General features: G+C 38.5%; 24 protein-coding genes and 2 pseudogenes. 8 read left to right on the top strand and 18 right to left on the bottom strand.

Features of this window, described 5'->3' with window-relative positions:
• Positions 1-2 precede the first annotated feature (2 nt).
• The 4 genes and pseudogenes from BM126_RS13125 to BM126_RS13110 form a co-directional block, all read right to left on the bottom strand.
• Positions 3-2,075 (bottom strand): hydantoinase/oxoprolinase family protein, encoded by a 2,073-nt coding sequence (locus BM126_RS13125; protein ID WP_090989920.1) that lies wholly within the window; start codon positions 2,073-2,075, stop codon positions 3-5.
• 184 nt (positions 2,076-2,259) lie between these two features.
• Positions 2,260-3,966, bottom strand: a complete 1,707-nt coding sequence (locus tag BM126_RS13120; protein WP_090989919.1) for a sigma 54-interacting transcriptional regulator — start codon at positions 3,964-3,966, stop codon at positions 2,260-2,262.
• A gap of 657 nt (positions 3,967-4,623) precedes the next feature.
• Positions 4,624-4,823 (bottom strand): annotated as a pseudogene (locus tag BM126_RS13115) (cold-shock protein).
• Between the two features lie 95 nt (positions 4,824-4,918).
• Positions 4,919-6,043, bottom strand: coding sequence for an ROK family transcriptional regulator (locus BM126_RS13110; RefSeq protein ID WP_090989917.1), 1,125 nt, complete (start codon positions 6,041-6,043; stop codon positions 4,919-4,921).
• 211 nt (positions 6,044-6,254) lie between these two features.
• Between BM126_RS13110 and BM126_RS13105 the strand changes: the two genes are divergently transcribed.
• Genes BM126_RS13105 through BM126_RS13095 form a run of 3 tightly spaced genes read left to right on the top strand, consistent with a single transcriptional unit; the run spans position 6,255 to position 9,982 of the window.
• Positions 6,255-7,031 carry an SDR family oxidoreductase gene (locus tag BM126_RS13105; protein ID WP_090989916.1) on the top strand — a complete coding sequence of 259 codons (777 nt, stop codon included), beginning with the start codon at positions 6,255-6,257 and terminating at the stop codon, positions 7,029-7,031.
• A gap of 27 nt (positions 7,032-7,058) precedes the next feature.
• Complete coding sequence (locus BM126_RS13100; RefSeq protein ID WP_090989915.1) at positions 7,059-8,588, top strand: FGGY-family carbohydrate kinase; 1,530 nt, start codon at positions 7,059-7,061, stop codon at positions 8,586-8,588.
• Between the two features lie 47 nt (positions 8,589-8,635).
• Complete coding sequence (locus tag BM126_RS13095) at positions 8,636-9,982, top strand: MFS transporter (protein WP_090989914.1); 1,347 nt, start codon at positions 8,636-8,638, stop codon at positions 9,980-9,982.
• Between the two features lie 106 nt (positions 9,983-10,088).
• On the opposite strand, the pseudogene BM126_RS13090 reads toward BM126_RS13095, so the two are convergent.
• Together BM126_RS13090 and BM126_RS13085 are read right to left on the bottom strand one after the other, a co-directional pair.
• A pseudogene (locus BM126_RS13090) lies at positions 10,089-10,220 on the bottom strand (type I restriction enzyme endonuclease domain-containing protein); the annotation flags it as partial.
• A 792-nt stretch (positions 10,221-11,012) separates the two neighbouring features.
• Positions 11,013-12,662 (bottom strand): catalase, encoded by a 1,650-nt coding sequence (locus tag BM126_RS13085; RefSeq protein ID WP_090989912.1) that lies wholly within the window; start codon positions 12,660-12,662, stop codon positions 11,013-11,015.
• Between the two features lie 769 nt (positions 12,663-13,431).
• Between BM126_RS13085 and BM126_RS22410 the strand changes: the two genes are divergently transcribed.
• Together BM126_RS22410 and BM126_RS13075 are read left to right on the top strand one after the other, a co-directional pair.
• On the top strand, positions 13,432-13,710 hold the full coding sequence (locus BM126_RS22410) for a hypothetical protein (protein ID WP_177201423.1): 279 nt from the start codon (positions 13,432-13,434) through the stop codon (positions 13,708-13,710).
• A 106-nt stretch (positions 13,711-13,816) separates the two neighbouring features.
• The gene (locus BM126_RS13075) at positions 13,817-14,380 is read left to right on the top strand and encodes a restriction endonuclease (protein WP_090989910.1); all 564 of its coding nucleotides are present in this window, start codon (positions 13,817-13,819) and stop codon (positions 14,378-14,380) included.
• A 287-nt stretch (positions 14,381-14,667) separates the two neighbouring features.
• Here BM126_RS13075 and BM126_RS13070 read toward each other — a convergent pair whose 3' ends face one another.
• The 5 genes from BM126_RS13070 to BM126_RS13050 form a co-directional block, all read right to left on the bottom strand.
• Positions 14,668-14,994 carry an ArsR/SmtB family transcription factor gene (locus BM126_RS13070; RefSeq protein ID WP_090989909.1) on the bottom strand — a complete coding sequence of 109 codons (327 nt, stop codon included), beginning with the start codon at positions 14,992-14,994 and terminating at the stop codon, positions 14,668-14,670.
• A gap of 1 nt (position 14,995) precedes the next feature.
• The gene (locus tag BM126_RS13065; RefSeq protein ID WP_090990294.1) at positions 14,996-15,403 is read right to left on the bottom strand and encodes an SRPBCC family protein; all 408 of its coding nucleotides are present in this window, start codon (positions 15,401-15,403) and stop codon (positions 14,996-14,998) included.
• A 380-nt stretch (positions 15,404-15,783) separates the two neighbouring features.
• Positions 15,784-16,353 carry a spore coat protein CotJC gene (gene cotJC / locus BM126_RS13060; RefSeq protein WP_090989908.1) on the bottom strand — a complete coding sequence of 190 codons (570 nt, stop codon included), beginning with the start codon at positions 16,351-16,353 and terminating at the stop codon, positions 15,784-15,786.
• Positions 16,354-16,374: 21 nt separating this feature from the next.
• The gene (locus BM126_RS13055; protein WP_090989907.1) at positions 16,375-16,635 is read right to left on the bottom strand and encodes a spore coat protein CotJB; all 261 of its coding nucleotides are present in this window, start codon (positions 16,633-16,635) and stop codon (positions 16,375-16,377) included.
• Positions 16,632-16,880, bottom strand: a complete 249-nt coding sequence (locus BM126_RS13050; RefSeq protein WP_090989906.1) for a spore coat associated protein CotJA — start codon at positions 16,878-16,880, stop codon at positions 16,632-16,634. Before BM126_RS13050 ends, BM126_RS13055 begins: the two co-directional genes overlap by 4 nt.
• A gap of 212 nt (positions 16,881-17,092) precedes the next feature.
• On the opposite strand from BM126_RS13050, the gene BM126_RS13045 reads away from it, so the two are divergent.
• Positions 17,093-17,923 carry an STAS domain-containing protein gene (locus BM126_RS13045; protein WP_090989905.1) on the top strand — a complete coding sequence of 277 codons (831 nt, stop codon included), beginning with the start codon at positions 17,093-17,095 and terminating at the stop codon, positions 17,921-17,923.
• 125 nt (positions 17,924-18,048) lie between these two features.
• Here BM126_RS13045 and BM126_RS13040 read toward each other — a convergent pair whose 3' ends face one another.
• Positions 18,049-18,234, bottom strand: coding sequence for a hypothetical protein (locus BM126_RS13040; RefSeq protein ID WP_090989904.1), 186 nt, complete (start codon positions 18,232-18,234; stop codon positions 18,049-18,051).
• Positions 18,235-18,402: 168 nt separating this feature from the next.
• On the bottom strand, positions 18,403-18,732 hold the full coding sequence (locus BM126_RS13035; protein ID WP_141770071.1) for a hypothetical protein: 330 nt from the start codon (positions 18,730-18,732) through the stop codon (positions 18,403-18,405).
• A 134-nt stretch (positions 18,733-18,866) separates the two neighbouring features.
• On the opposite strand from BM126_RS13035, the gene BM126_RS22880 reads away from it, so the two are divergent.
• The gene (locus tag BM126_RS22880) at positions 18,867-18,998 is read left to right on the top strand and encodes a hypothetical protein (protein ID WP_256213094.1); all 132 of its coding nucleotides are present in this window, start codon (positions 18,867-18,869) and stop codon (positions 18,996-18,998) included.
• A gap of 392 nt (positions 18,999-19,390) precedes the next feature.
• Here BM126_RS22880 and BM126_RS13030 read toward each other — a convergent pair whose 3' ends face one another.
• Entirely contained in the window at positions 19,391-20,167 is a 777-nt protein-coding gene (locus BM126_RS13030) for a hypothetical protein (protein WP_256213093.1), read from the bottom strand.
• A gap of 74 nt (positions 20,168-20,241) precedes the next feature.
• Positions 20,242-20,418, bottom strand: coding sequence for a hypothetical protein (locus BM126_RS22405; RefSeq protein ID WP_177201422.1), 177 nt, complete (start codon positions 20,416-20,418; stop codon positions 20,242-20,244).
• Between the two features lie 125 nt (positions 20,419-20,543).
• Here BM126_RS22405 and BM126_RS22400 point away from each other — a divergent pair, with 125 nt between their 5' ends.
• Positions 20,544-20,702 carry a hypothetical protein gene (locus BM126_RS22400; protein WP_177201421.1) on the top strand — a complete coding sequence of 53 codons (159 nt, stop codon included), beginning with the start codon at positions 20,544-20,546 and terminating at the stop codon, positions 20,700-20,702.
• 249 nt (positions 20,703-20,951) lie between these two features.
• On the opposite strand, the gene BM126_RS13020 is transcribed toward BM126_RS22400, so the two are convergent.
• From BM126_RS13020 to BM126_RS13010, 3 genes are all read right to left on the bottom strand, one after another.
• Positions 20,952-21,182: a YolD-like family protein gene (locus tag BM126_RS13020; RefSeq protein WP_371261445.1), complete on the bottom strand. Its 231-nt coding sequence runs from the start codon at positions 21,180-21,182 to the stop codon at positions 20,952-20,954.
• Positions 21,183-21,581: 399 nt separating this feature from the next.
• Complete coding sequence (locus BM126_RS13015) at positions 21,582-21,803, bottom strand: hypothetical protein (protein ID WP_071352405.1); 222 nt, start codon at positions 21,801-21,803, stop codon at positions 21,582-21,584.
• Between the two features lie 229 nt (positions 21,804-22,032).
• Positions 22,033-22,293, bottom strand: coding sequence for a hypothetical protein (locus BM126_RS13010; RefSeq protein WP_256213092.1), 261 nt, complete (start codon positions 22,291-22,293; stop codon positions 22,033-22,035).
• Between the last annotated feature and the right edge of the window lie 64 nt (positions 22,294-22,357).

The following is a 22,357-nucleotide window of genomic DNA, read 5'->3' as shown; positions in this document are numbered from 1 at the left end:
GGTTAAACACCCACCTTGATAATCATATTTCCGTACTCCTCGATAAAAGCGGTGCAATTAGGAGGGATGACGGTTGTCGTATCTTTTTGAAGTACGATGCACGGTCCACTGAACTCAACACCCACAGGGATCAGCTCTCTCTGATAAAACTTCGTTTGGACCTTATCCAGGCTTCCTTCTACTTCAAAGATGGCATCCCCGGTTTTCAACAAGGCATCTTCTAGATTATTTCCTTGATGTATTGCCTGCTTTTCGATTTTTGGCATATAGCCCGTTCCCGTTACCCGGATATTTACGATTTCAATTGAGCTTTCAGTAAAGCTGTGGCCATACTCCGCCTTGTGGCTTCTATGAAAATCATTGAATGCTTCAATGATCGTTTCTTCGTTAATCTTTCCACCTGGTAAATCTATACGAAGTTCATATCCTTGGCCTGCATAACGGCAATCGGCACTACGTTGAATCTGAATTTGCTGTTCGGAAACTCCATCTTCTTTTAACTGATTAATAAGCTGGGTTTCTAAGCCTGAAAAATCTTCGTTCATACCGGAAAAATCCATATCTGTACTCATCATGAACTCCGTTTTGATAACATCGTATTTCAAGTCGGTTGTTAATAATCCAGTGGCAGAGTTGATTCCTGGATACACCGGTATAATAACTTCTGGAATATTAAGAATGCGCGCGACATCCACGGCATGCAGCGGACCGGCCCCTCCGAAAGCAACAAGGGAAAACTCTCTAGGATCCTGACCCTTTTGAATGGTTTTTTCACGAATAGCATTTGCCATATTATTGTTCATAATTTTAAGGATGCCTTCCGCCGTTCTTTCCCTAGTTAGATCAAGTTGTTCAGACAATTCGTCAATGACCTTGTATGCGGCATTCGTATAAATTTTCATTTCTCCACCAAGGAAATTATGTTCATCGATTCTGCCTAGGACAACGTTCGCATCACTTACGGTTGGCTTTAATCCACCGTGTCCGTAACATGCAGGCCCTGGCCGAGATCCTGCGCTCCTCGGACCGACCTTGAAAGCACCCCCTTCATCAATATGAGCAATACTCCCCCCGCCTGCACCAATAGTATGAATGTCAATCATCGGAACCATAACAGGATATCCGGCGATCCAAGTATCACGGGCGGAAGATTCACTATATCCTTTATCCGTGATAATCCCTATGTCAGCACTGGTTCCGCCAACGTCAAATGTAATAAGCCTCTGGCGGTTTGTTAATTCCCCTGCCCATGCCCCTCCCAGGATTCCTGCTGCCGGTCCCGATAAAAGAGTGGTAACCGGCTTTTCTGATACAGTTTTGGGAGTGGCGACCCCGCCATTTGAAGACATGATGTGCAGTTCAGCAGAAATCCCTGAATCCTTTAATCGCAATTCCAAGTTTTGAATATAATTCTTTACCTTAGGCCCCACGAACCCGTTAATTGACGCCGTTGTAAATCTTTCGAATTCCCTGAATTGGGGAGATACATCTGATGATATGGTTACAAAGGCTTCCGGATATTCCTCTTTGATAATTTCCTTAACTCTTTGTTCATGTTTTGGATTAATATAGGAAAATAGGAAGTTAACAATAATGGAGTCGACGCCTTTTTCCCTTAGCGTGGTAACTGCTTCCCGAACTTGGTTTTCCTCTAGTGGCGTGATGACCTGATCTTTGGTTGGGCCCATCCTCTCTGCAACCGCGATGCGGTTCCTCCGTTGGACTAATGGACGGTCCTGCCAGGGGATTTCCTGCATGATTGAATAGTTTTGCGGCCGCTGATGCCTTCCTATATGTATGATGTCTCGATAACCCTCTGTAGTAATCATCCCGGTTTTAGCTCCATCGTATTCGAGGATCGCATTGGTAGCGATCGTTGTCCCATGAAAGACGTGATCGATTTCTGCTTTATTAAGATTTTGACGTTCGCAAAGCTCTAATATCCCCTGCACAACACCAGTCGATGGGTCTTCCAATGTAGTAGGGACCTTGTGGATTGCTGTCATTCGTTTCTCGGTATCACTAAAAATAACATCAGTGAAGGTACCCCCGACATCTATGCCAAATAATTTCATAAGATCTGTTCCTCCTCTTTTATTTACTCATTACATATTGATGCAAGTATCGTGCCAAAATGAAAAAGGCCTGATATAAAAAGTTTCGAACGATTCCTTTTTCATCACATATTGCAAACTTGCAACAGAAGCATTCTTAAATTACAGAAAATTCAGTGTTTTAAAGAAATAAAAAAATGCAAGATCACAACAAAAATTGCAATCTTGCAACGTTAATGTCATATTTTTTTACCTTCCTCGTTATAGTGGATGCATCGACGCCTAATTTCTTACTCGCTTCCCGCATCGTGGAGGAAGTTTCCAGTGCCTTCATAATTATCCTCTTTTCAAACTGTTCTACTTCCTGTTTTAGATTCATGTTGATGTCTTTTGTATCTATGGATGCAGGGGTATTTTGTAATAGCTTGTCCGGAAGATCAGTTAGCTGAATCGTTTGAACATTTGCCGTCAATACTAGACGCTCAATGGTATTTTGTAGCTCCCTGACATTACCCTTCCACTCATGGTCAATCAAAATTTCAACTACTTTGTTATCAAATGAACGATATAAATTATATTTTCGGTTATATGTATCTAGGAAATGGTTTATCAAAAATGGAATATCTTCTTTGCGCTCTGTTAAAGACGGAATTTTAATCGGCACTACAAAAAGGCGATAATATAAATCCTCCCGAAATGTTCCCTCACTTACCATTTCCTCTAAATTCCGGTTGGTTGCCGCAATAAACCTAACATCAACTGCTACCTGCTTCGTTTCCCCCAAAGGAGTGAACTGTTTGTCCTGAAGAAATTGAAGTAGTTTAGCTTGAAGGTTAAATGGCAATTCCCCAATTTCATCTAAGAACAGCGTTCCTTTATGTGCTGCCTGGGCCAATCCCTTTTTTCCATCCCTGTTTCCACCGGTGAAAGTTCCTTTGGCATATCCAAATAACTCTGATTCCATAATACTTTCAGGGATGGCACCACAATTGACCTTAATAAAAGGAGCTTCTTTTCTGTTGCTCATATTATGAATCGCTCTGGCAAGCACTTCTTTCCCTACTCCAGTTTCCCCTTGTAGAAAGATCGTTGCATCTACATCAGCTACCCTGCATGCCATTTCATATACCTTTTCCATAGCTTTCGACTTCGCGACTATTTTCTGGTCTTTTTTCTGAAGGATGTTAAGTTCCTGTTGATACAAGTTAAGCATGCTTTTTGTCTCGTCAAGCTTCTTTTTTAGGTTTGAGATTTCGGTTACATCTTTGGAAATATTTATTACCCTGTTTAGTGTTCCATCGTCGCTGAATATCGGGTGACCAACTACCAATAACCTCCTTCCAGATTTCGTGGTTTGATTCAATGTCACCCTGGTTTTTTTCTTAATAACATACTTGGTCGAAGAGTCACTTATGATTCCTTCTTCCTCCATTAGAGACGCCGATTTTCCAACAAAATCAGACTCCTTTACACCGAGCATTTGTTGACATGCGTCGTTTACCCGAAGAATCATACCATCGCCATCTGTTATGGTAACTAACTCCCCACTAAGATTCATCACAGCTTCTAATTCCTGCCTAAGAGCTATCATTTTAGAAGAATGAAGTATAAGTTTTTGGTCATAGTCTTGCCTGCTAAAGAATAATGCTAGACCAAGCTTTCCAGGCTCTAAGGAAATTTCCAAGAGTTGCAGGTCTTCCCTATTTTTTAAGGAAATGATTCCAAAGTCACCTTCCTTTATTACTTTGATAATATTACTTCCCGGCAGAACATCACTGATATGTTTCCTGTTAGGTTTTCCTATCCCTAAAATTCTCTCGCTAATTTTATTACTGGATAGAATTTCTCCTTTATAATCAATTACTAGCACGCCAAAGGGAAACTTCTCAAAAATTTCTTGTATATCAACCAAGGGAAATTCTCTCCTTTCTATTTTTAATTATACTTATTGGAGAATCTAGCGTTTACCTTCGTCTATATCTATTTTTGATTCCTTGCTATCAAAATGAACAAGCGGTTTTTTTAAAACTCACAAAAGCTTTGCTAATCTTTCAATAAGGACAGATGTATCAATTTAATGTCATTTAAATTTATCAAATATTCAAAATATACACAATCCAATTATTCAAAAATACCCCCTTAGAGTTTTTGCATGATATCATAAAACTACATCTGCAGTTATTGGAATTTAAAAATTATTATTGGGATTAATAGGTGTTGAAAGATTAAGCGGAACCCCTCTACATTGGTTTATTAATCAAAATAATCATATTCATCCAAGTCGATAAGCGTATATATTAAAGGTGGAAGAGAGTATTACTGCTGTAAAAAATGGGCGTTTCAGAGTTGAATGGCGAGGCGCGGAATTACGGATTCGTGTATTCCGAACTCCAGGGAAAAGAAAACGGAAGAAAAGCCTTTTAAAAAAGGATAAAAAGCTTTAAAGCTTTAAATCTTTATACATTTACCTGTTCTATCCCTACTCGAACGTTGAGTAGGTTTTTTATTATGCAAAGACACAAAAAAACAGGCTCTTATGGAAGATCCTGTTTGTATAAATCATATAAAATTAAGCTTTTTGGACGTTAGCAGCCTGAGTCCACGAGCACCTTGCTCAACGTCGAAAGTAAACTTTTGACCTTCGTCTAAGGGTTTGAATCCTTCCCCTTGGATAGCTGAGAAATGTACGAATACGTCGTCTCCACCTTCAAGCTCGATAAATCCAAAATCTTTTTCTGCATTAAACCATTTAACTGAACCTTGTTCCATTTTTGTTGCCTCCTAGTGTGCTTACACACAATTTGTTACTATCCTTGCCCAAAGTGATTCTCAAGACGCCTTTTTCATAAAGGGCCAGTTCTCGATTAAATTTCATTCAAAAATGATTGAACAAATGGTATAGCGGCCCCGATAGGTACTCCATTTGCCGGTGAACGGCTGATATAAATGAATGGGTCATTGCTAGGAAATGCCGTTTTTTCCTTTACTTTTTCATGAAGAGTGTCGATATCTTCCTCAGTTAAGTAAGGAGATAAATGTCCGCCTAGAATAAATTCTCTGTTCAGAACAAGATGGATATTGTTGATTGAAATGGATAGATTGTCCAAAAAAGAATTCCACCTCTTCACATATGAAGAGATTTTAGAACGCACCTGCAGAAAAAAGAAATCTAATGTTTCATCCTCATCTAGAAGCGCATTAACAGAGCTAAATGTTTCCATGCATCCTCTCTTCCCGCAGTAACAAGCAGGACCATCAGGATTAATCGTCATATGTTCGACTGTTCCACTATGTCCTTCTTTCCCCATATAAATTTGACTATTTATAATAATGGCTCCCCCAAGGTGCGGACCAATCGATAAATAGACCGCATCGCCAATATTATTTCTTACCCATAACTCTGTTATTGCGGCACACTTGGCATCATGTAAAAACTTACATGGATAAGGGAGATACTTTGAAAACACTTCAATACCTAATCCTGTAGAGATCAATATTTTTCCGTAAGTGATTTTTTCCCCGTCATTGGACGTTAATCCTTGTACGGCAAAACCAATTCCTAGAACATGCTCTTCGATCACATCGAGAGACGAGATGAAACATTGTACAGCTTGACTTAATTCTTTATAATAACGATCCTCATTGGAATAATCCATTGCTAGTCTCTCTTGCTGAAAGGCCTGACCACGCAAATCAATGGCCAGTATCTGTACGCTCCTCTTCTGAATCTCTACTCCAATGCTTATCCGAGCCTGAGGGCAAATGGCATAAGCAGCTGGACGCCTTCCCACAGTAGATTCAAACTGACCGCTTTTCTCAATCAATTTTTCTTTTTCCAATCGAACGAGATTCTGAGTGACCGTCGGTAAACTCAAATGAAGTTGATTGGCAATTTCTTGTTTCGAAAGCTTCTCATTTTGAAAAATGAGGTGATAGATCGATGAGTAATTGCTTTTTTTTATATCTTTAAACGTGATACTACTGTCCATGAAAAAAATACCCCATTTTATAAACTAATTTTATAAAAACATTTACTTTAATTATATAAATATATCATAAAAGCGGATACAAACACAGCTTTGTCCAAAATCATCTGCCAAATTTATACTTTATATTTATTGACTATTAGAAAAAATAGCACTATTATGTAAATGTATTTTATAAAAGTGTTTTACAAAATAAATTAAGGGAATGGTGATTATGGGAATTATTGAAAAAATGAGATTGGACGGTAAGAAGATTTTTGTAACAGGAGGAGCTAGAGGTATTGGTAAAAGTGTGGCAACTGCTTTTGCCGAAGCAGGAGCAGATATAGCGATTGTGGACTTGGATATTGAGGAGGCCACAAAGACAGCTAAGGAGCTTGAAGAAAATAATGGGATAAAGTCAATTGCCATTAAAGCAGATGTAACCAACCCTGCAGATGTAGATTCCATGATCAAAACTATACAAAATACATTTGGTCGTATAGATGTAGCTTTTTGTAATGCGGGAATCTGCATAAATGTACCAGCAGAGGAAATGACTTTTGAACAGTGGAAAAAAGTCATTGATATTAATCTAACTGGTGTATTTTTAACAGCCCAAGCGGCTGGAAAAGTTATGTTAAAACAAGGTGGCGGCTCAATTATTAATACGGCTTCGATGTCAGGACATATTGTGAATGTGCCGCAGCCCCAATCCTCGTACAACGCCTCTAAAGCAGGGGTTATCCAGTTAACCAAATCCCTGGCAGTGGAATGGGCAGCAAGAAATGTGCGGGTAAATTGTATCAGTCCAGGATATATCGGAACAGAACTTACCCTAAAATCACCAAGCCTACAGCCATTGATTGAACAGTGGAATGAAATGGCACCGCTTCACCGAATGGGTAAACCAGAAGAACTTCAGTCCATTTGTGTTTATTTGGCAGGAGACACTAGCAGCTTTACTACAGGATCTGACTTTGTCATTGATGGAGCTTTCACTTGCATTTAAAAGATTACTAATCAGGAGGATTCATCTATGAAATACTTACTCGGTACAGATATCGGAACATCCGGCACCAAAACAATCTTAATGGACACAGAAGGAAATCTGATTGCTCAAGATTTACTGGAATACGATGTGTTAACCCCTAAGCCATTATGGGCTGAGCAGTGGCCAGATGTATGGCTCGATGCAACGAAAACATCCATTAAAAACACGGTACAAAAGTCAGGAATACCCGCGGGAAATATCCACGGAATTGCCATTAGCGGGCTCTATGGAGGTTCAGGAATTCCATTGGACGAAAAAATGGAACCTGTTAGGCCATGCATGATTTGGATGGACCGAAGAGCTGAAGCGGAAACAAAGTGGGTCTTAGAACATATTGGAGAAGAGAAACTCCGCGAAGTTACCCATAATGGAGCTGACCCCTATTACGGATATACCAAAATGTTATGGATGAAAAATCATGAACCGGAAAATTGGCAGAAAACCAGCCTTTTTCTCCCGCCGAACGATTATGTAATTTATAAACTGACCGGAGAAATTGCGATAGATTATTCTTCTGCAGGAAATATCGGCGGAATTTTTGATATGAATAATCGAAGCTGGTCTAAAGAATTGATGGAAGCCATGGGAATTCCTCTTTCGATGATGCCAGAAAGAATTGTGGAATCAACAGATATTGTTGGTGGATTGACAAAAGAAGCCGCGGCGGAGTTGGGGCTTTCGGAAGGAATGCCTGTGATCGCCAGTGGGATTGACTGCGGTGCAGCCAATATCGGCCTAGGCGTATTTGAATCTGGTATTTATGCTGCTGCTATTGGGACTTCTATGTGTGCAGCGTTAATTTCCGATCAACCAGTGAAAGGCAAAGATCTGATTGTCTGGCCTTATTTATATGATGCCAAAAAACTTTCCTATTATTTTGCCGGTGGAGCAACAGCTGGTGCGATTGTGAAATGGTTTCGTCAAACAATGTGTCAGTATGAACTGGAAGTAGAAAAAGCGGGCGGGAAAAACGCCTATGAGGTGTTAAATGAACAGGCAGCAGACATTCCAGTTGGAAGCGAAGGGTTGATTGTCCTTCCTTACTTTATGGGAGAAAGAAGCCCTATTTGGGATTCTGATGCAAAAGGTACCATCGTGGGACTTTCATTGGCACATACAAAGGCTCATATTTATCGTTCTTTTCTGGAAGCGGTTGCGTTTTCTCTGCGAGATGCTATTGAAGCGACTGGAGAAAATCTAGGTGAATATATCTTACTCGCCGGTGGTGTCACAAAATCAACATTGTGGAGGCAAATCTTTTCTGATGTCACAGGGTATCCAGTGGTTTGTCCGATACATGATGTAGAAGCAAATATGGGCGATGTCATGCTTGCTGGAATTGGTACAGGACTTCTTTCATATGAAGATGTGAAGAAATGGCAAGTACTCGATCAGAAAATTATGCCCAATAAAGAGAATCATAGGAAATATAATGAATATTACCAAGTTTATAAATCTATCTATCAAAATTTAAAATCTGATATGAAAACGCTGACAAGAATTTCTACAACATAAATAGAACATATGCTTTACCAATTTTAAAAAAAGGATATGTGATAGAAATGAATAAATGGAAAAAAAGAATTGGATACGGGGCGGGCGACTTCGCCTGCAACCTCGTATTTAGTACAATGGCGTCTTACCTGTTGTTTTTTTATACAGATGTCTTTGGAATCACTGCCACCGTTGCCGGTACCTTAATGTTGGTAACTAAAGTCATTGATGCCTTTGCCGATACGGGTATGGGATTATTGGTTGATAGAACTCATACTAGATGGGGTCAAGGAAGACCTTATATACTAATTGGGGCGATTCCGTTTGCTGTCTTTACAATCATGACCTTTATTGTTCCAGATTTCAGTATGTCAGGGAAAATTCTTTGGGCATATATCACTTATTGTTTATTGAATATTGCTTATTCGGTAGTAAATATACCTTTGAATACACTTGTACCAAGGTTAACCTCCGATAACCATGAACGAAACTGGTTAGTATCGACCAGAATGATTTGTGCGTTAATTGGAACCGCTTTAGTCATGTCGATTACAACACCGCTAGTTAACTTCTTTGGTCATGGAGATAACCATAAAGGTTATTTAATTACGATGACTATTTATGGCATCGCAGCTGTGTTTGTATTTTTGTTTACTTTTATGAATACAAAAGAAGTGATTCCACCGTCCGTCCAACCTGGGAAATCCTCCTTTAAACAGGATTTTAAAGGATTGACTGGCCCTGCCGTTATTTTCTTTATCTTAAACTTTCTCTATTTTGGTCTTTTTGTCATTAGAAATACAACCGTTATCTACTATTTCACATATAATCTAGGACATACGGATTGGCTCACGTTTGTAGGGCTATTTGGAATTCTTTCTGGTCTGCCAATGCTGCTAATATTACCTTGGCTTCAAAAAAAAATGCCGAAGAGAAATGTATTGCTTTTAAGTACGGCCATTTATATTGCAGGAGATTTAGTAATTTATTTTGGAAAGACATCACCTGTCCTACTGATTGCAGGTTTAGCGATTACCGGGCTTGGTATTTATGGCATTTTCGGCACCACCTTTGCAATTCAGCCGGATATTGTTGATTATTCAGAGTACAAAAAGAATCGAAGTATTGCAGGGATGATCGCAGCTTTTCAAGGCTTTTCTGTAAAAGTAAGCTTGGGCCTAGGGAGTGCACTTGTAGGAATGATTTTGAAAATGGGCGGTTATATTCCGAATGTAAAACAAACTGCCACTGCTTTAAATTATATTGAAGTAAGTTTTATCTGGATACCACTAGTCATCTGTGTACTGATCGGGATCACCATAATTCCCTACAAACTCGATGATAAACGGGCAGAAATGGACCTAGAACTTGAACGCCGCCGATCAGGTGCAACGCCAAATCAAAATGTTGGTTGATGAATAAAACGGTCCTTTTGCAAAACTCTCATAACCCCGACTAATCGAATAGTATAAAGGAAAAGTGGAGAGCAATGTCTCTCTGCTTCTTTATTTTGTTCCCCTTTTATGTTTTTTTCTTAAACTCCATCTGTGCCATCATCTCAGCCTGCTTAACTACTGTCTCTACTGCTTCCTTCTGTAAATCTGGTGGATAACCATATTTCTTTAAAAGTCGCCTCACTGTGACTCTCATTTTAAAGTCTAACCCATTATCAACCATTATTAAATGTATATCTTCTATCATCATTCCCCCCTTGCTCAAAAAACTAATCTACCATTATGTATTTTAAATTACAGTAACATTATAAAACTAAAAGGACATTACTAATAGCTTAGCTCTCATTTTTAATCCAAGGTAACTTAAAGTAGTATTTCTCCAAACGTACTAATTCGTTTATTTAATTCATCCATTAGAAAATCATGAGCTTCTTGTGATATACGGATATGTGACCTACTAAAGTGCATACTTTGTATGGTTCTTTGATTGACATTACCCCCCTTTCTTAATGAAGGGAAAGTTTCATTACCAATACCTTATATAAGTCTACTAATCGAATCCCATTCTTTATCGGTGCATTAATAACTTTTCCACCTGTGAATTCAACAAAATAGGGAATGCGGTGTTTCCAAGGGGCATCTTTTAACATCGGCATCGTCAACAATATTATTCTTATTAACCCCATCTGTCTTTGCATACCCTACAATCATAGGTGTAGCTCTACCGTGTTCATCATAATTAACGATTGTTAAAAATAAAGTATCATCTTTAATGATACCACCTGAACTTCGAGGGATGTGATGTATGTATTATTCAAATCTCGTTTCCTAACACCCTTCATTTGTATGTAATTCAAGTCGCTAGGAATTTTGTCTTCCCCCGTTCCTTCAAACTTCAAACTTCAACCAAATACCTGCAACATCAAAAAGGCTGCCAGTCAGTCAGTTTCCCCTGACATTCTGGACAGCCCTCTTGGTTCTTAACTATTAATCAATAAGGATCAGCTTCATGGCTTTTCTTTACGGCATCTTCTGTTGCTTCGTTCGCAGCTAATGAACCTTGGCCATATTTCGATTGGCCAGCTTCACGTCCTGGAATATTGTTTTCCGTCTTCGATTCTTGTATTTCTTTCATTTTCATTTCGATACCTTCCTGCACACGGCGGCCATAGTCTTCATCGGCTTGTGTGAAGTGCTCAATCATGGCATCTTGAATTCGCTTGTCACATACCGCAAGCGCTGCGGACAGGTTATTGATTAATTCATCACGCTCCCAATCTTCAAAGCTGCGGTACGTTTCGCCCGCCTGTCCATAGTTGTTGGGACGGTCAATGGGTTCACTCATTGCCGCAGCATTATACGTTGGGCGGTGCTGTGGACGTTCTTCTTTGCTTGCTTCCTGATAACCACCGATCATCGACGGCTCATAGTTGACGTGCGGATTTTCCCCAGACTCTTTTGGATCACGAATATCCATTTGGCCGCGATGCTGGTTCGTCCGGACAGGCGCTTTCGGTGCGTTCACAGGCAATTTTAAATAGTTCGCACCTACACGATAACGCTGCGTATCAGAATAAGAGAAGGTACGGCCTTGCAGCATTTTATCGTCTGAGAAGTCCATTCCATCAACCAGGACCCCTGTACCGAAGGCGGCTTGCTCAATTTCCGCGTGGAAATCCACTGGATTACGGTCAAGGACCATACGGCCCAACGGTAACCATGGGAACTTGTCCTCCGGCCATAGTTTCGTATCATCGAGCGGATCAAAGTCAAGTTCCGGATGGTAGTCGTCCTCCATGATCTGTACAAAGAGCTCCCATTCCGGATAATCTCCGCGCTCAATCGCTTGATATAAATCTTGTGTCGCATGAGCGACGGTCTTCGCCTGAATCTCACTTGCCTCTTCTTGTGTCAGGTTGCGGATACCCTGCTTCGGCTCCCAGTGATACTTCACCAGCACAGCCTCTCCTTTGTCATTCACCCATTTATAGGTGTTTACACCCGAACCCTGCATGTGGCGGTAAGTCGCTGGAATACCCCATGGAGAGAACAGGAATGTAATCATATGCGTTGCCTCAGGGCTACGGGAAACAAAGTCGAACATCCGCTGCGGGTGCGACACGTTCGAAGCCGGATCAGCTTTAAACGCATGGATCATGTCAGGGAACTTCATAGCATCACGGATAAAAAAGATTTTCAGGTTGTTCCCAACCAGATCCCAGTTGCCATCCTCCGTATACATTTTTACGGCGAAGCCGCGCGGGTCCCGTTCTGTTTCCGGCGAATCCTTCGCTCCTGCAACTGTTGAAAAGCGAACCATTAACGGTGTTTTCTTGCCGGCACCGGAAAATACTTTTGCACGGGTGTACTTCTCTACAGGTTCATCTCCAACTTTTCCATACGTTTCAAAATAACCAAATGCTCCAGTTCCTCTTGCGTGTACGACACGCTCGGGTACCTCTTCCCTGTCAAAATGGGAAATTTTTTCGATAAAATGATAGTTCTCAAGAGTGGCTGGACCTCGATTACCAATTGTACGGATATTTTGGTTATCCGTCACAGGATGGCCCTGACGTGTTGTCAACGTTTCACGTTTTTCGTCTTGCCCGCTTGAAGCATTGATATCATTGTTCTCTGCCAAAATGAAAACCTCCTAAAAGTTATTCAACACTATTTTAACCTTTATCTGAATATTTTAACAGTAAAAAGGGGTCCATTCCTAAACCTAGTTTTATTTATACATATTCAGAATACTTGCGGAGCAAATACGATAAAACTTCCCCATTTATAGATTTCAATCAAACCCAAGCTGGTTCCTCTATTTTTCCCACTCTCTGATTTATCACTATTTTAGTACGGTTCACTGTGATGAATGTATATGAGGTCATTCACTTAGTTTTTTGCTACCAAAATAGATTCATCTTTGAATACTTCTAATTCACCCGAACCCGAACGAATAATATGTTTCCAGAGTAATCCTTAAAGGCGAGATAATATTGAATAATCATTTCTAATTTTTGTATGCGTTTTTAATTGTAGGCTTCTTTTTATATCGCAGGATCAGGCGTTCCATTGGTTTTCAGCCTTATAAAGCTAGAAGGCTGATTGCGAGGACTCTCATTTTTTCATTATTGGCCATTTTATTAATCGCTGGTTGTTTAAACCACCCTATTTCCTTTATTTATACCCTCATTGGAATAGCTCTATGCGGGATTTTGCTGTTCTTACGGAATCAGGCATAGCACCTTTGAATTACGCAGCGGTATGATCTATTACAGGACTTCCATATGGGTAGAATCTCTTGTACTCCTTCTATTCCTAAGCCGTTTTATATTCCGTTTTCTTATTCTTATACAAATGATGGGAAGCAGAAGAACAGCTTAAACAGCTCTCAGTACTCCCAGCATTTCATGAAAGCTCTATTAACAATCGTAGTTTTTTTCATTCTGGTTGTTTATTACATTGGCTTTTATCTGTTTGTTTATAAAAAAGGAAAAAGTCAAGAACCAGGAAAACAAAACCACTCTGATCAGCTAGCCAAAAAAAGACAGAAATTAGAGCACATAAACAGCTCAGCTATCTGTCTTTTTTTGGTTTTTCAGCAGAACCGACTAAAATGTAAGCAGATCCCTAAGCCTTGCTTGGCTTTCAATGGGAAACCAGGAGATATAAAAGGGATGAGAAAATAATGAACGGGCTACTTTTCCCTTTCCTTCAGCCCATAGAGTTTGCCGACTAAATCGTTTGTGATATAACAAGTATAGAATATTTTTAGAAAAAAGGAGGGGTTTTTGTTTGAGCCTTCGTTTACATCTTTTGCTATGGATTGCACTTATTCTAGTACCGATATTTGTATTTATAAAAACCAGCAATTGGGAAACTGTGTTTCTAACTTTTATAGTAGAGCTGTTTATTTATTGTGTTTACGGATTGTTTTGGCTTCGTTCGATGCTAAAAAAGCAAAACGATTCTGAGATTTGGATTATCAATAAACTAACAGATGAGGAATTGGAGAACTTTACCGCCCCTTTATTAACCAAATTAGGTTATACAGTAACAAAGCCAAATGAAGATAATCAAAACATAAGCTTTTTACTGACCACTCCAACCGGTAATAAAGCAATAGTAAAAGTCAAAAGCCATAATAGAGGAGTTGGGATCCGCCTTGTACAAAGGATATATAAACAAATGGATTTTTATGATGCTGCCGAGTGTTGGGTGATTACAAACCATCAATACTCCCCTAAAGCGATGGAATTTGCAGAAGCAAACAATATGCGCTTAATTGGCCGGGAAGAGTTCATACAATGGATTTTACAAGTGAAAAATCAAAAAAACCCGAGAATTACTAATCTTTAATATCTTCTTTCTACTTAATAGCCAAGTCTATTTCCTTAAGTGTGTTATCTCAATTTTATTTCTGTGATAAATATATTTATTCTACCGAGGTATATTTCAAAATATATTTTGAGGCTATATGTAGAATCAATGCATTCTATATAATCTTTTCTCACGTAAAGAACCTGCCTCACTATAATGGAAGTATTCTTCAATTATTAAAGACGTCTACTAAAAAAAGGGCAGCTATAAATAGCCCCCTGCATTATTTCTGCTCGTTAACTGGTTACTTTCTTTCAAGAAAAATCTTAACCATTATTATTTTCAGTGAATTTTTTTAAAGCCAATAATTTATTGTCCCAATAAACTTCAAAAAACTGGAGCCAGTTTTTCAGTTCTTCTAATGGCTGGGGTTTGAGTCTGTAGACAGTTTCCCGCCCTGTTTTTTCGCTTGCGGCGAGGCCCGCTTGGCAAAGAACCTTCAAATGTTTGTTTACTGCAGTACGGCTAACCGGGAAGCAGGACGCTATAGCTGCGATGGACATTTCCTTTTCAGCAAGCATAATTAAAATACTGCGTCTTGTGGGATCTGCTATTGCATGGAACACATCATGCTTTTCCGTTGATTGTGTCAACCTATGCCTCTATTTGTGCTGGAAGTTTCTCGGAAATAATCTTATCCCACCCATTGTCCATAATGGCCCGCACGATTGCATGCGGCTGGCCAAATTCTGTTGTTCCTTCTTCATCCCACCCTGAGTGAGTTAATGTGAACAGCGTTTTTTCATCTTCAAGCTTTTTCAATTCGAATGTAAGGTGCCAATCCTTGCCCCATTTAATTCCTACACGGTACGGGGGTTCCAATTCTGTCACTGTGCAGGGAGAATCTCCAAATTGTCCTGTTTGAAGAACAAAGCTTTGCCCTACTACAGGCTCAAAAGTATTGGGCATCCACCACGAGGCAATGCCTTCAGAAGTTGCCGCCGCTTTCCATACTTTTTCAATTGGTGCATTCAGCACTATTTTTTTTTGAATTTCCGGCATTTTTTTCATGATTCTACATAACCTCCATTTTTTGCATTAATATATCTGCTGAATTAAATATAACACCTTTTGGTTTCACTTTAAACATTTTTATTGATTTAATTTTTTTCTGCTTTCAATTTGTGTATAACCATTTCAGTATATTAGAACTCAATCGATTATCACTGCAGCAGGAAAAACGGAGGAGGAAAAATACCCGGCAGTGGTGAATCAATTTGATCCAGACCTTAAAACCGGTTATTTACCCCGGGTGTTATTTTGTGAAAAAAACAAGTGAATATCCTTATTTATTTCACTTCTAAACGGCAAAATCATTATATGCACATAAAAAAAAGCCAAAAATGAACGAAATTCGTTCCTTTTTGGCCTGGCTGTTATTTTCAAAAAATCTTCTTCCTGTCTCTTTCTTCTTTTAAAATTTCTACCGCTTCCCGGAAGCGCTGGGAGTGTACGACTTCCCTTTCGCGCAAGAACCTTAAACTGTCATTTAAATCACTATCATCTGAAATGTCAATTAGCCATTGATATGTAGCTCTTGCTTTTTCTTCTGCGGCTATATCTTCATAAAGATCAGCAATCGGATCGCCCTTTGCCTGAATATAGGCAGCAGTGAAAGGGACACCTGCAGCATTATTGTAATATAGGGCACTGTCATGATTCACATAATGTTCAGCAAGCCCAGCTTCTTTTAATTGCTGTGGTGTAGCATCTTTTGTCAATTTATATATCATGGTAGCAATCATTTCCAGATGCGCGAACTCTTCCGTGCCTATATCATTCAGAAGCCCTACAACTTTATCCGGAATGGTGTAACGCTGATTTAAATAGCGAAGTGCTGCTGCAAGTTCTCCGTCTGCTCCACCGTACTGTTCCATCAAATACTTTGCAAGTGTGGGATTGCATGTGCTTACTTTTACCGGATACTGAAGTTTCTTTTCATAAAACCACATAAATCCTTCCCCTTTGCCGTTTTAAATTTGCCATGGCCATGGGTTTCTTCCCCAGCCCCATTTAGCATCTGTTAAGCTATTTCCATATTGCTGAAGAGGCCCATATTTCGCTTCAAAATTTGTCTTTAGCTGCTGGGTATATTGGGCGTATTCATTATACTGCTGCATTGCCTGCTCATCTCTCGGATGTGTGTCCAAGTATAGAGTTAATTCCACAAGTACAAAATCCGCTGCCTGGATTTCTTCCATCTCCTGATAATATTCTGGAGGCAATTGTTTCATAGCCTGCTGCCCTCTTTTGCTTTATAGGGATTTTCATAATAATCCCAAAGAGCAGGCCACAGAGTGCCTTTCATCAGCGCTTCTTTAGCAGGATATTGCTGCAAATTCGGGGGCTGGAAACCCAAGTACAGATTTGGGGGAGTTGAGTAATATTTTACTCCCAAGGGCCTGCAGGGATCGAATAATCCATGAAAAGGCCGGTATCCCTTTAATGGAGTGAATGAATAATTAGCCGTATTGTCCACTCAAAACACCTCTTTTATTGTCTATCTAACAACAGCATATTCAGCCTGTTGGAAATAATGCCAAAAGTGAAGAATAGTTATGTTCAAAAGTACACAATAGCAAAGGCCTCCAAAAGCTGGCATTCTTCAAGTTATTCTGCAGGAATTTTTAAAGTACTGGCAGAATTAATGATATGGGATGAATTCAACAAAAGCTGAAAGGAGATTTTTAAATGCATTCAACCTACAGAGATCGAGAAGATATTAAAGATTTCATTACAGAGAACAGGCAGCTATTTGAGAAGAAACTATTATCTGAAGCAGTAAACGTAGCAGAAAAAATAAATGATATTTTAAGGACCGGCAATATCGATCTTTTAAAAAATGCTGAAAGACTAGTAATTTATATAGTCGAAAGCAATAAATCGGAACTGACAGACTTTGCCCGGAAGGAAGGAATAGCCTGGGCACAGCATTCTCTTACACTGTCATTTAAACTCGAATGGGTCCAGGCAATCAGAAGAACGCTGTGGGAATTTCTGCATCAATTTGAACAGAAAAGAATTAAGCCGAGTGAGCGCGAAAATTTCTTTTCATTGGAAAAAAGAATTAATGACAGTATTGATCAATTTCTCAATAATTTTTTTATTAGCTACTCTGATTACAAAGATGAATTAATTAACAAGCAAAGAAAGAATGTTGAACATCTTTCGGTTCCAATCATTCCGATCAGCGAACAAGTGGCAATCCTTCCGCTGATTGGCTCTATTGATTCATACCGCATGGCAACAATAGAAGAAAAGGTATTGAATGATATAGCGAGATTCAAAATTCAGTCTCTAATTATGGATTTATCCGGGATAACCGATATGGATGTCGAAGTTATTGACAAATTTCAAAAAGTTCTCGATGGCATCGATATGATGGGATGCACTGCAGTTATAACCGGATTGCGGGCTGAGCTTGTCAGAAAAATGATCCATCTCGGCATTTCTTTTGACCGGAAAGCAATTACAAAAGGCACGCTACAGCAGACAGTCCAGGATTTTATAAACCTTGTTTAGCATGTGCGCCAAAAGCAAAAAAAAGGCCACGAGCAATCGCTCTGGCCTTCCCTACTATTTTTTGATTATCATCTTCGGGTGAATGCGCCAGCTCCATAAGCATTGCCTGCAGAAGGCATTTACTTTTATTTTAGTAGAAGCTTTACATTCGATGATCCATATAGATCTTTCAGCTCATAATATTTTTCACTTACAATAGTAAAATCCATACATTTCCCGCTGATAATAACTTGTCCATTTTCCTTGTCAACAACATCATAGGTAATTTTACTTTTGCCAAAAGTTTTATCATCTACTTTTAAAAGTATCATTCCTGTTCACCCCGTCATATGAATAGAAGCCGGAGACATGATGAGTTTTCTAACTCCTATAATAATACAAAATATTCAGAAAGTATAGAAAAATTTGACATAATTAGGAATAAAGCTTTTTTTTATTATTTTATCTGATAAAATAAGTTAATCCACCATTAGATTAACTTATTTCCCTTCCTTGTTTTCATCAAAAAAATCAATATTAAACAAATTGTACGAGTCATCTGGTTCTATTTCCTCAACTGGCAGTGGAGCTTCATCAGAATTATGCCCTCTACGGCGCCGATTTACATCCTGGAACTCGCCTTCAAGAAATTCTGCCTGCCCATGCGAAAATATAATTTTGACTTCATTGTTATTTTCGTCCGTTGCCTTTAAAAGAACATAACTGTCTGATGCCTCACGGAGTGTTACATTGCTAAGTGTTATATTCATGTTTTTCAGTTCATATCTTGCTTTCATAATGATACCAGGGCCTCCATAAAATTCACTCATAAATTATAAATAAATCATAACATTTATTTTCTGTTTGCGGAATTAATATCCACGGGCTATTGGAGAGCTTTTACTTAGCATACTGATAAATTCCTTACCGTATACTATGAAGAAAACATTGAGGAGGGTTCTAAATGAAAAAAATTGAGATTGAACGTGGATTGTTATCCGAGATTCTTGATTCAGGAATAGAGGGCTCCGAAAAAGATGATAGAGAGCTCCATGATATCCTTAACGAGGTACTTGAGGTTCAGTCCGAATTTTAATTTATAATTGTCTGCCTTTAGTATAAAACATTCTTAAAGAATTATCATTCTGTTTTTAGGGGGGAGCACTCTGTTATCGTTATTTTAGGGTGCTGCCCCTCTTTGTCACTATTATTACTTTCTCGCATGCTCTTCTTTATCGGATATTGAGCATTTGCAGGTGCCGATCCTTTCAGCTTTTGCATTCCCCTGTTAAACCCTGTTAACTTATACCCTCAAGAAATGATTCATAAAACGTTCCACTGGAGTTGACTATACCCAAACCTTAACAGTGAGTAAGCTACACGCTGCGTGATATTCCAAAATATGAACGGATTCCGTTAAGAGGTAAAAAAAAGTAATGAAATTGAACAAGAAAACGGCAGCGGTTTCGCTGCCGTTTAACATTATTTTTAGTAAGATTCAAGAAAATACCACTTTTTATCCATTTTCTCAATGTCTTTGGAATCCGAGTCAAATGCCCTTTTGGATGGCTTTTGGTCATTGGGCGTAAATGCGAATCCTGAAAAGTTATCCATTATCCCCCGATAAGTAAAAAAGAGAATGTTATAACCATCGCAAGATTTCTCAACCAAAACTTCACCGCCGCCACTTGAAAGATGTTCGAATTTGTTGGGTAATTGAATGAGTGAAGTATTGTTAGATACATCCGGTTTAAGTTCTCCGTTTTCAACCATTTTAGCTACCTGTTCTCTTTCGGATTTGTTAATGTTGAAATCTATATACAATATAATTTGATTAAACGGAACAAAAAATAGAAGTAGAATAGTGATAACTTGGATGACAATAGGTTTCCAATCCTGAACTTTGAACAAGTTTATTATTGCTCGTACTGTAATATAAATAAAAAATCCAAACACTAATAAGAGAACAGGAAAAATCAAAAATGGTGTTACAATATCGATTATTTCCCATTGAAAAAACATATATAGAATGACAAAAACACTGCTTATTAATGATAATTGTAGTATTTTGTTTTTTTTCATTTTTGCTCTTTTCTTAAAAGTTGTTATTTTTTTATGTGCCCCATTTTTAAATCTGGTTGATTGAGAATTATGGTGCCAAACTCCTGCGTAGATTGTGTTTAGCGGAACAGGTGACACCCTGCGGAAAGTGAGCATCCTGGAGAGGACAATCAACCACCTTATTTGTTTGAAAATCCCCCGCATTTTTAATGACCCCTGGAATTAAGCTTATCCCATTTTCATTTTAAAGTGAACACCTTTTCTGTTAGACCAAAGTGTTAATCAGGAGTCCCAGCTTTAGGTTTTTTATTTAAAAGGAAAGGTTCTGCTGCAATTAATAAGTCTTTAAATTTTGTGTCAGCCCTTTGATAAGGCATTGCTAATTTATACGCTATAATAGCATAAAAATTGATAAATTCAACAAAAATAAAAGAGTAAAATCTTTGCAGATTCACTCTCAATTTGTACTGCTTATTAAAACTTTGCACCTTTAAAACGGAACCTGTTTGTTGATATACTGCATTTTTTATATTTCCTCATGCAAAGGGTACCCTATACATGAAGGAAAGGAGGTCAGTTAATGGCACGCGGCAAAGAGTTCGAGCATAAGAAAAAGGGACATCCGGGAAAGTTTCCAGCTAACACTCAAACAAAACAGCATACAACAGAAGCTCAAGAAGATGAAGAATTTCTAGTTGTACAAGAAGCATTTAAAAACCGTATTGAAGATGCTGACTAAATTAAAAAGAGGATCCTGTCTTAGAGGCAGGATCCTCTTTCAACTATGCTAAAATACATGCGGCAATGAAGTACATCAATTTAATGTTTTTGTTCCAAAAATGCTTTTATCGGTGAAAGAAATATCAAATGGGTAATATCTTACTTTCAGGAAAATGAAACACAAGTATCTGAGGGGGAATAAGAAGGATTACGAAGCAGCTAGAGCTGCAAAATGGGGTGTTTTTCCTTTTCGTAACTTCCAGATTTCTTAAGATATATCTTTTATTCCGCCTAATTCTATAGAAAATACTTTTTGTTTTTCATCTTCGAGAAATAATGTCTGCTGTATTACATTTAACTTGTGAATTTTCCCTTTGCAAGTCTTTAATGAACCATTTTTATAATAATTAATTGTTAATATCCTGTTCTTCCTTAGTTCTCTAAGTATCATAGCTGTCTCCTTTTTGTTAAATTTATTATTTATATTTTCATTATACATGCTGCCTTCCACTTTGTGTTTGAACAATATGTGAACATTTGAGCAAACTCTGTTCAATATTTTGTAAGCGCATTTATCTACCTTGATTTCATATGTTAAATGTGGCTTGATTTATTCTGGAAACTAACATTGCCTTCTATTCATTCTTTCATACCGCTATGAACATAGTGTTAATTTTGTGTTAATTGAATATTAAGCTCTAAATCGGCTCAATATAGCATGATTTGCAAAAGGAACACTGAAAAACCCGCAGGATCATGCCTGAACAGCATCTGTTTCCTGCAGGTTATAAAGTAAGCGGACACCATTTTACTGTAGCCTCCGCCAATATCAAACACTATTTAAACCAAACCAAGCATGGCACCATTTAAGCAAATCAAAAAATCAGGACAAAATCTATTAGATAAGTAAATTTTTTCTCTCCTGAAGGAGCTTTACATTATTTTCTTTTTCGAAAATTTTAATGGCTTCTTTTATGCAGCTCTGCTCTGACTCTGCACCATTCTTTTTTACCCGTACAGGTGTATGCCCATTGGCGAATAAAAAAATCTGATCGTCGGATATTTGAAGACGTGCATCTACTGCAACAGTTTTTGAAAAGATTAGTTTTTTTATTTCCATATCAATCACCCCTTACTAGAGATAATTCGACCTTGAAATGAATTTTTCCTCTTTCACTAATCCCAATTTAAACTGTGCTGCTGTCTCACTGATGCATTCCACCTTTTCATGAATGGCACACGGAAACCTGTTAAATAGGAGTTATATAATTATGTAAAAGAAAAGAAAAAGTCAGCAAACATGGCTGGCTTTTCCAATTCTTTTTGGCAAGAACTTGTCCTTTATAGGATTACAGCCGCTGCCGGATGAAAACTGAAACCCCGAATATCCCTAAATCTGTACTGGAAACCAACAGGAATCCGCTTCTCAATAAACATGCTACAGCATCCCGCAGTCTGCTTCCTTCATCTAAGTCATTCCTGCAAGGATTGGCACTCCCAATAATGGTAGCCTCTACTATCGTACGGGGCTCCAATAGTCTTAATGGGTTGCGCTGCCATAGTATAGTCACTACATCTGGCTCTCTTGGAGTGTTTTGACAATTACTCAATATATCCACCTCTTTTTTCTAATTTCCATATAGCTTATGCAAACTTAAAAGAGGTTGTCTCATT

Origin of the sequence: Bacillus sp. OV322, from assembly GCF_900112495.1 — a bacterium.
Lineage (GTDB): Bacteria > Bacillota > Bacilli > Bacillales > DSM-1321 > Peribacillus.
The sequence above is the reverse complement of the archived record's forward strand: the minus strand, read 5'-3'. Positions and strand labels throughout refer to the sequence as shown.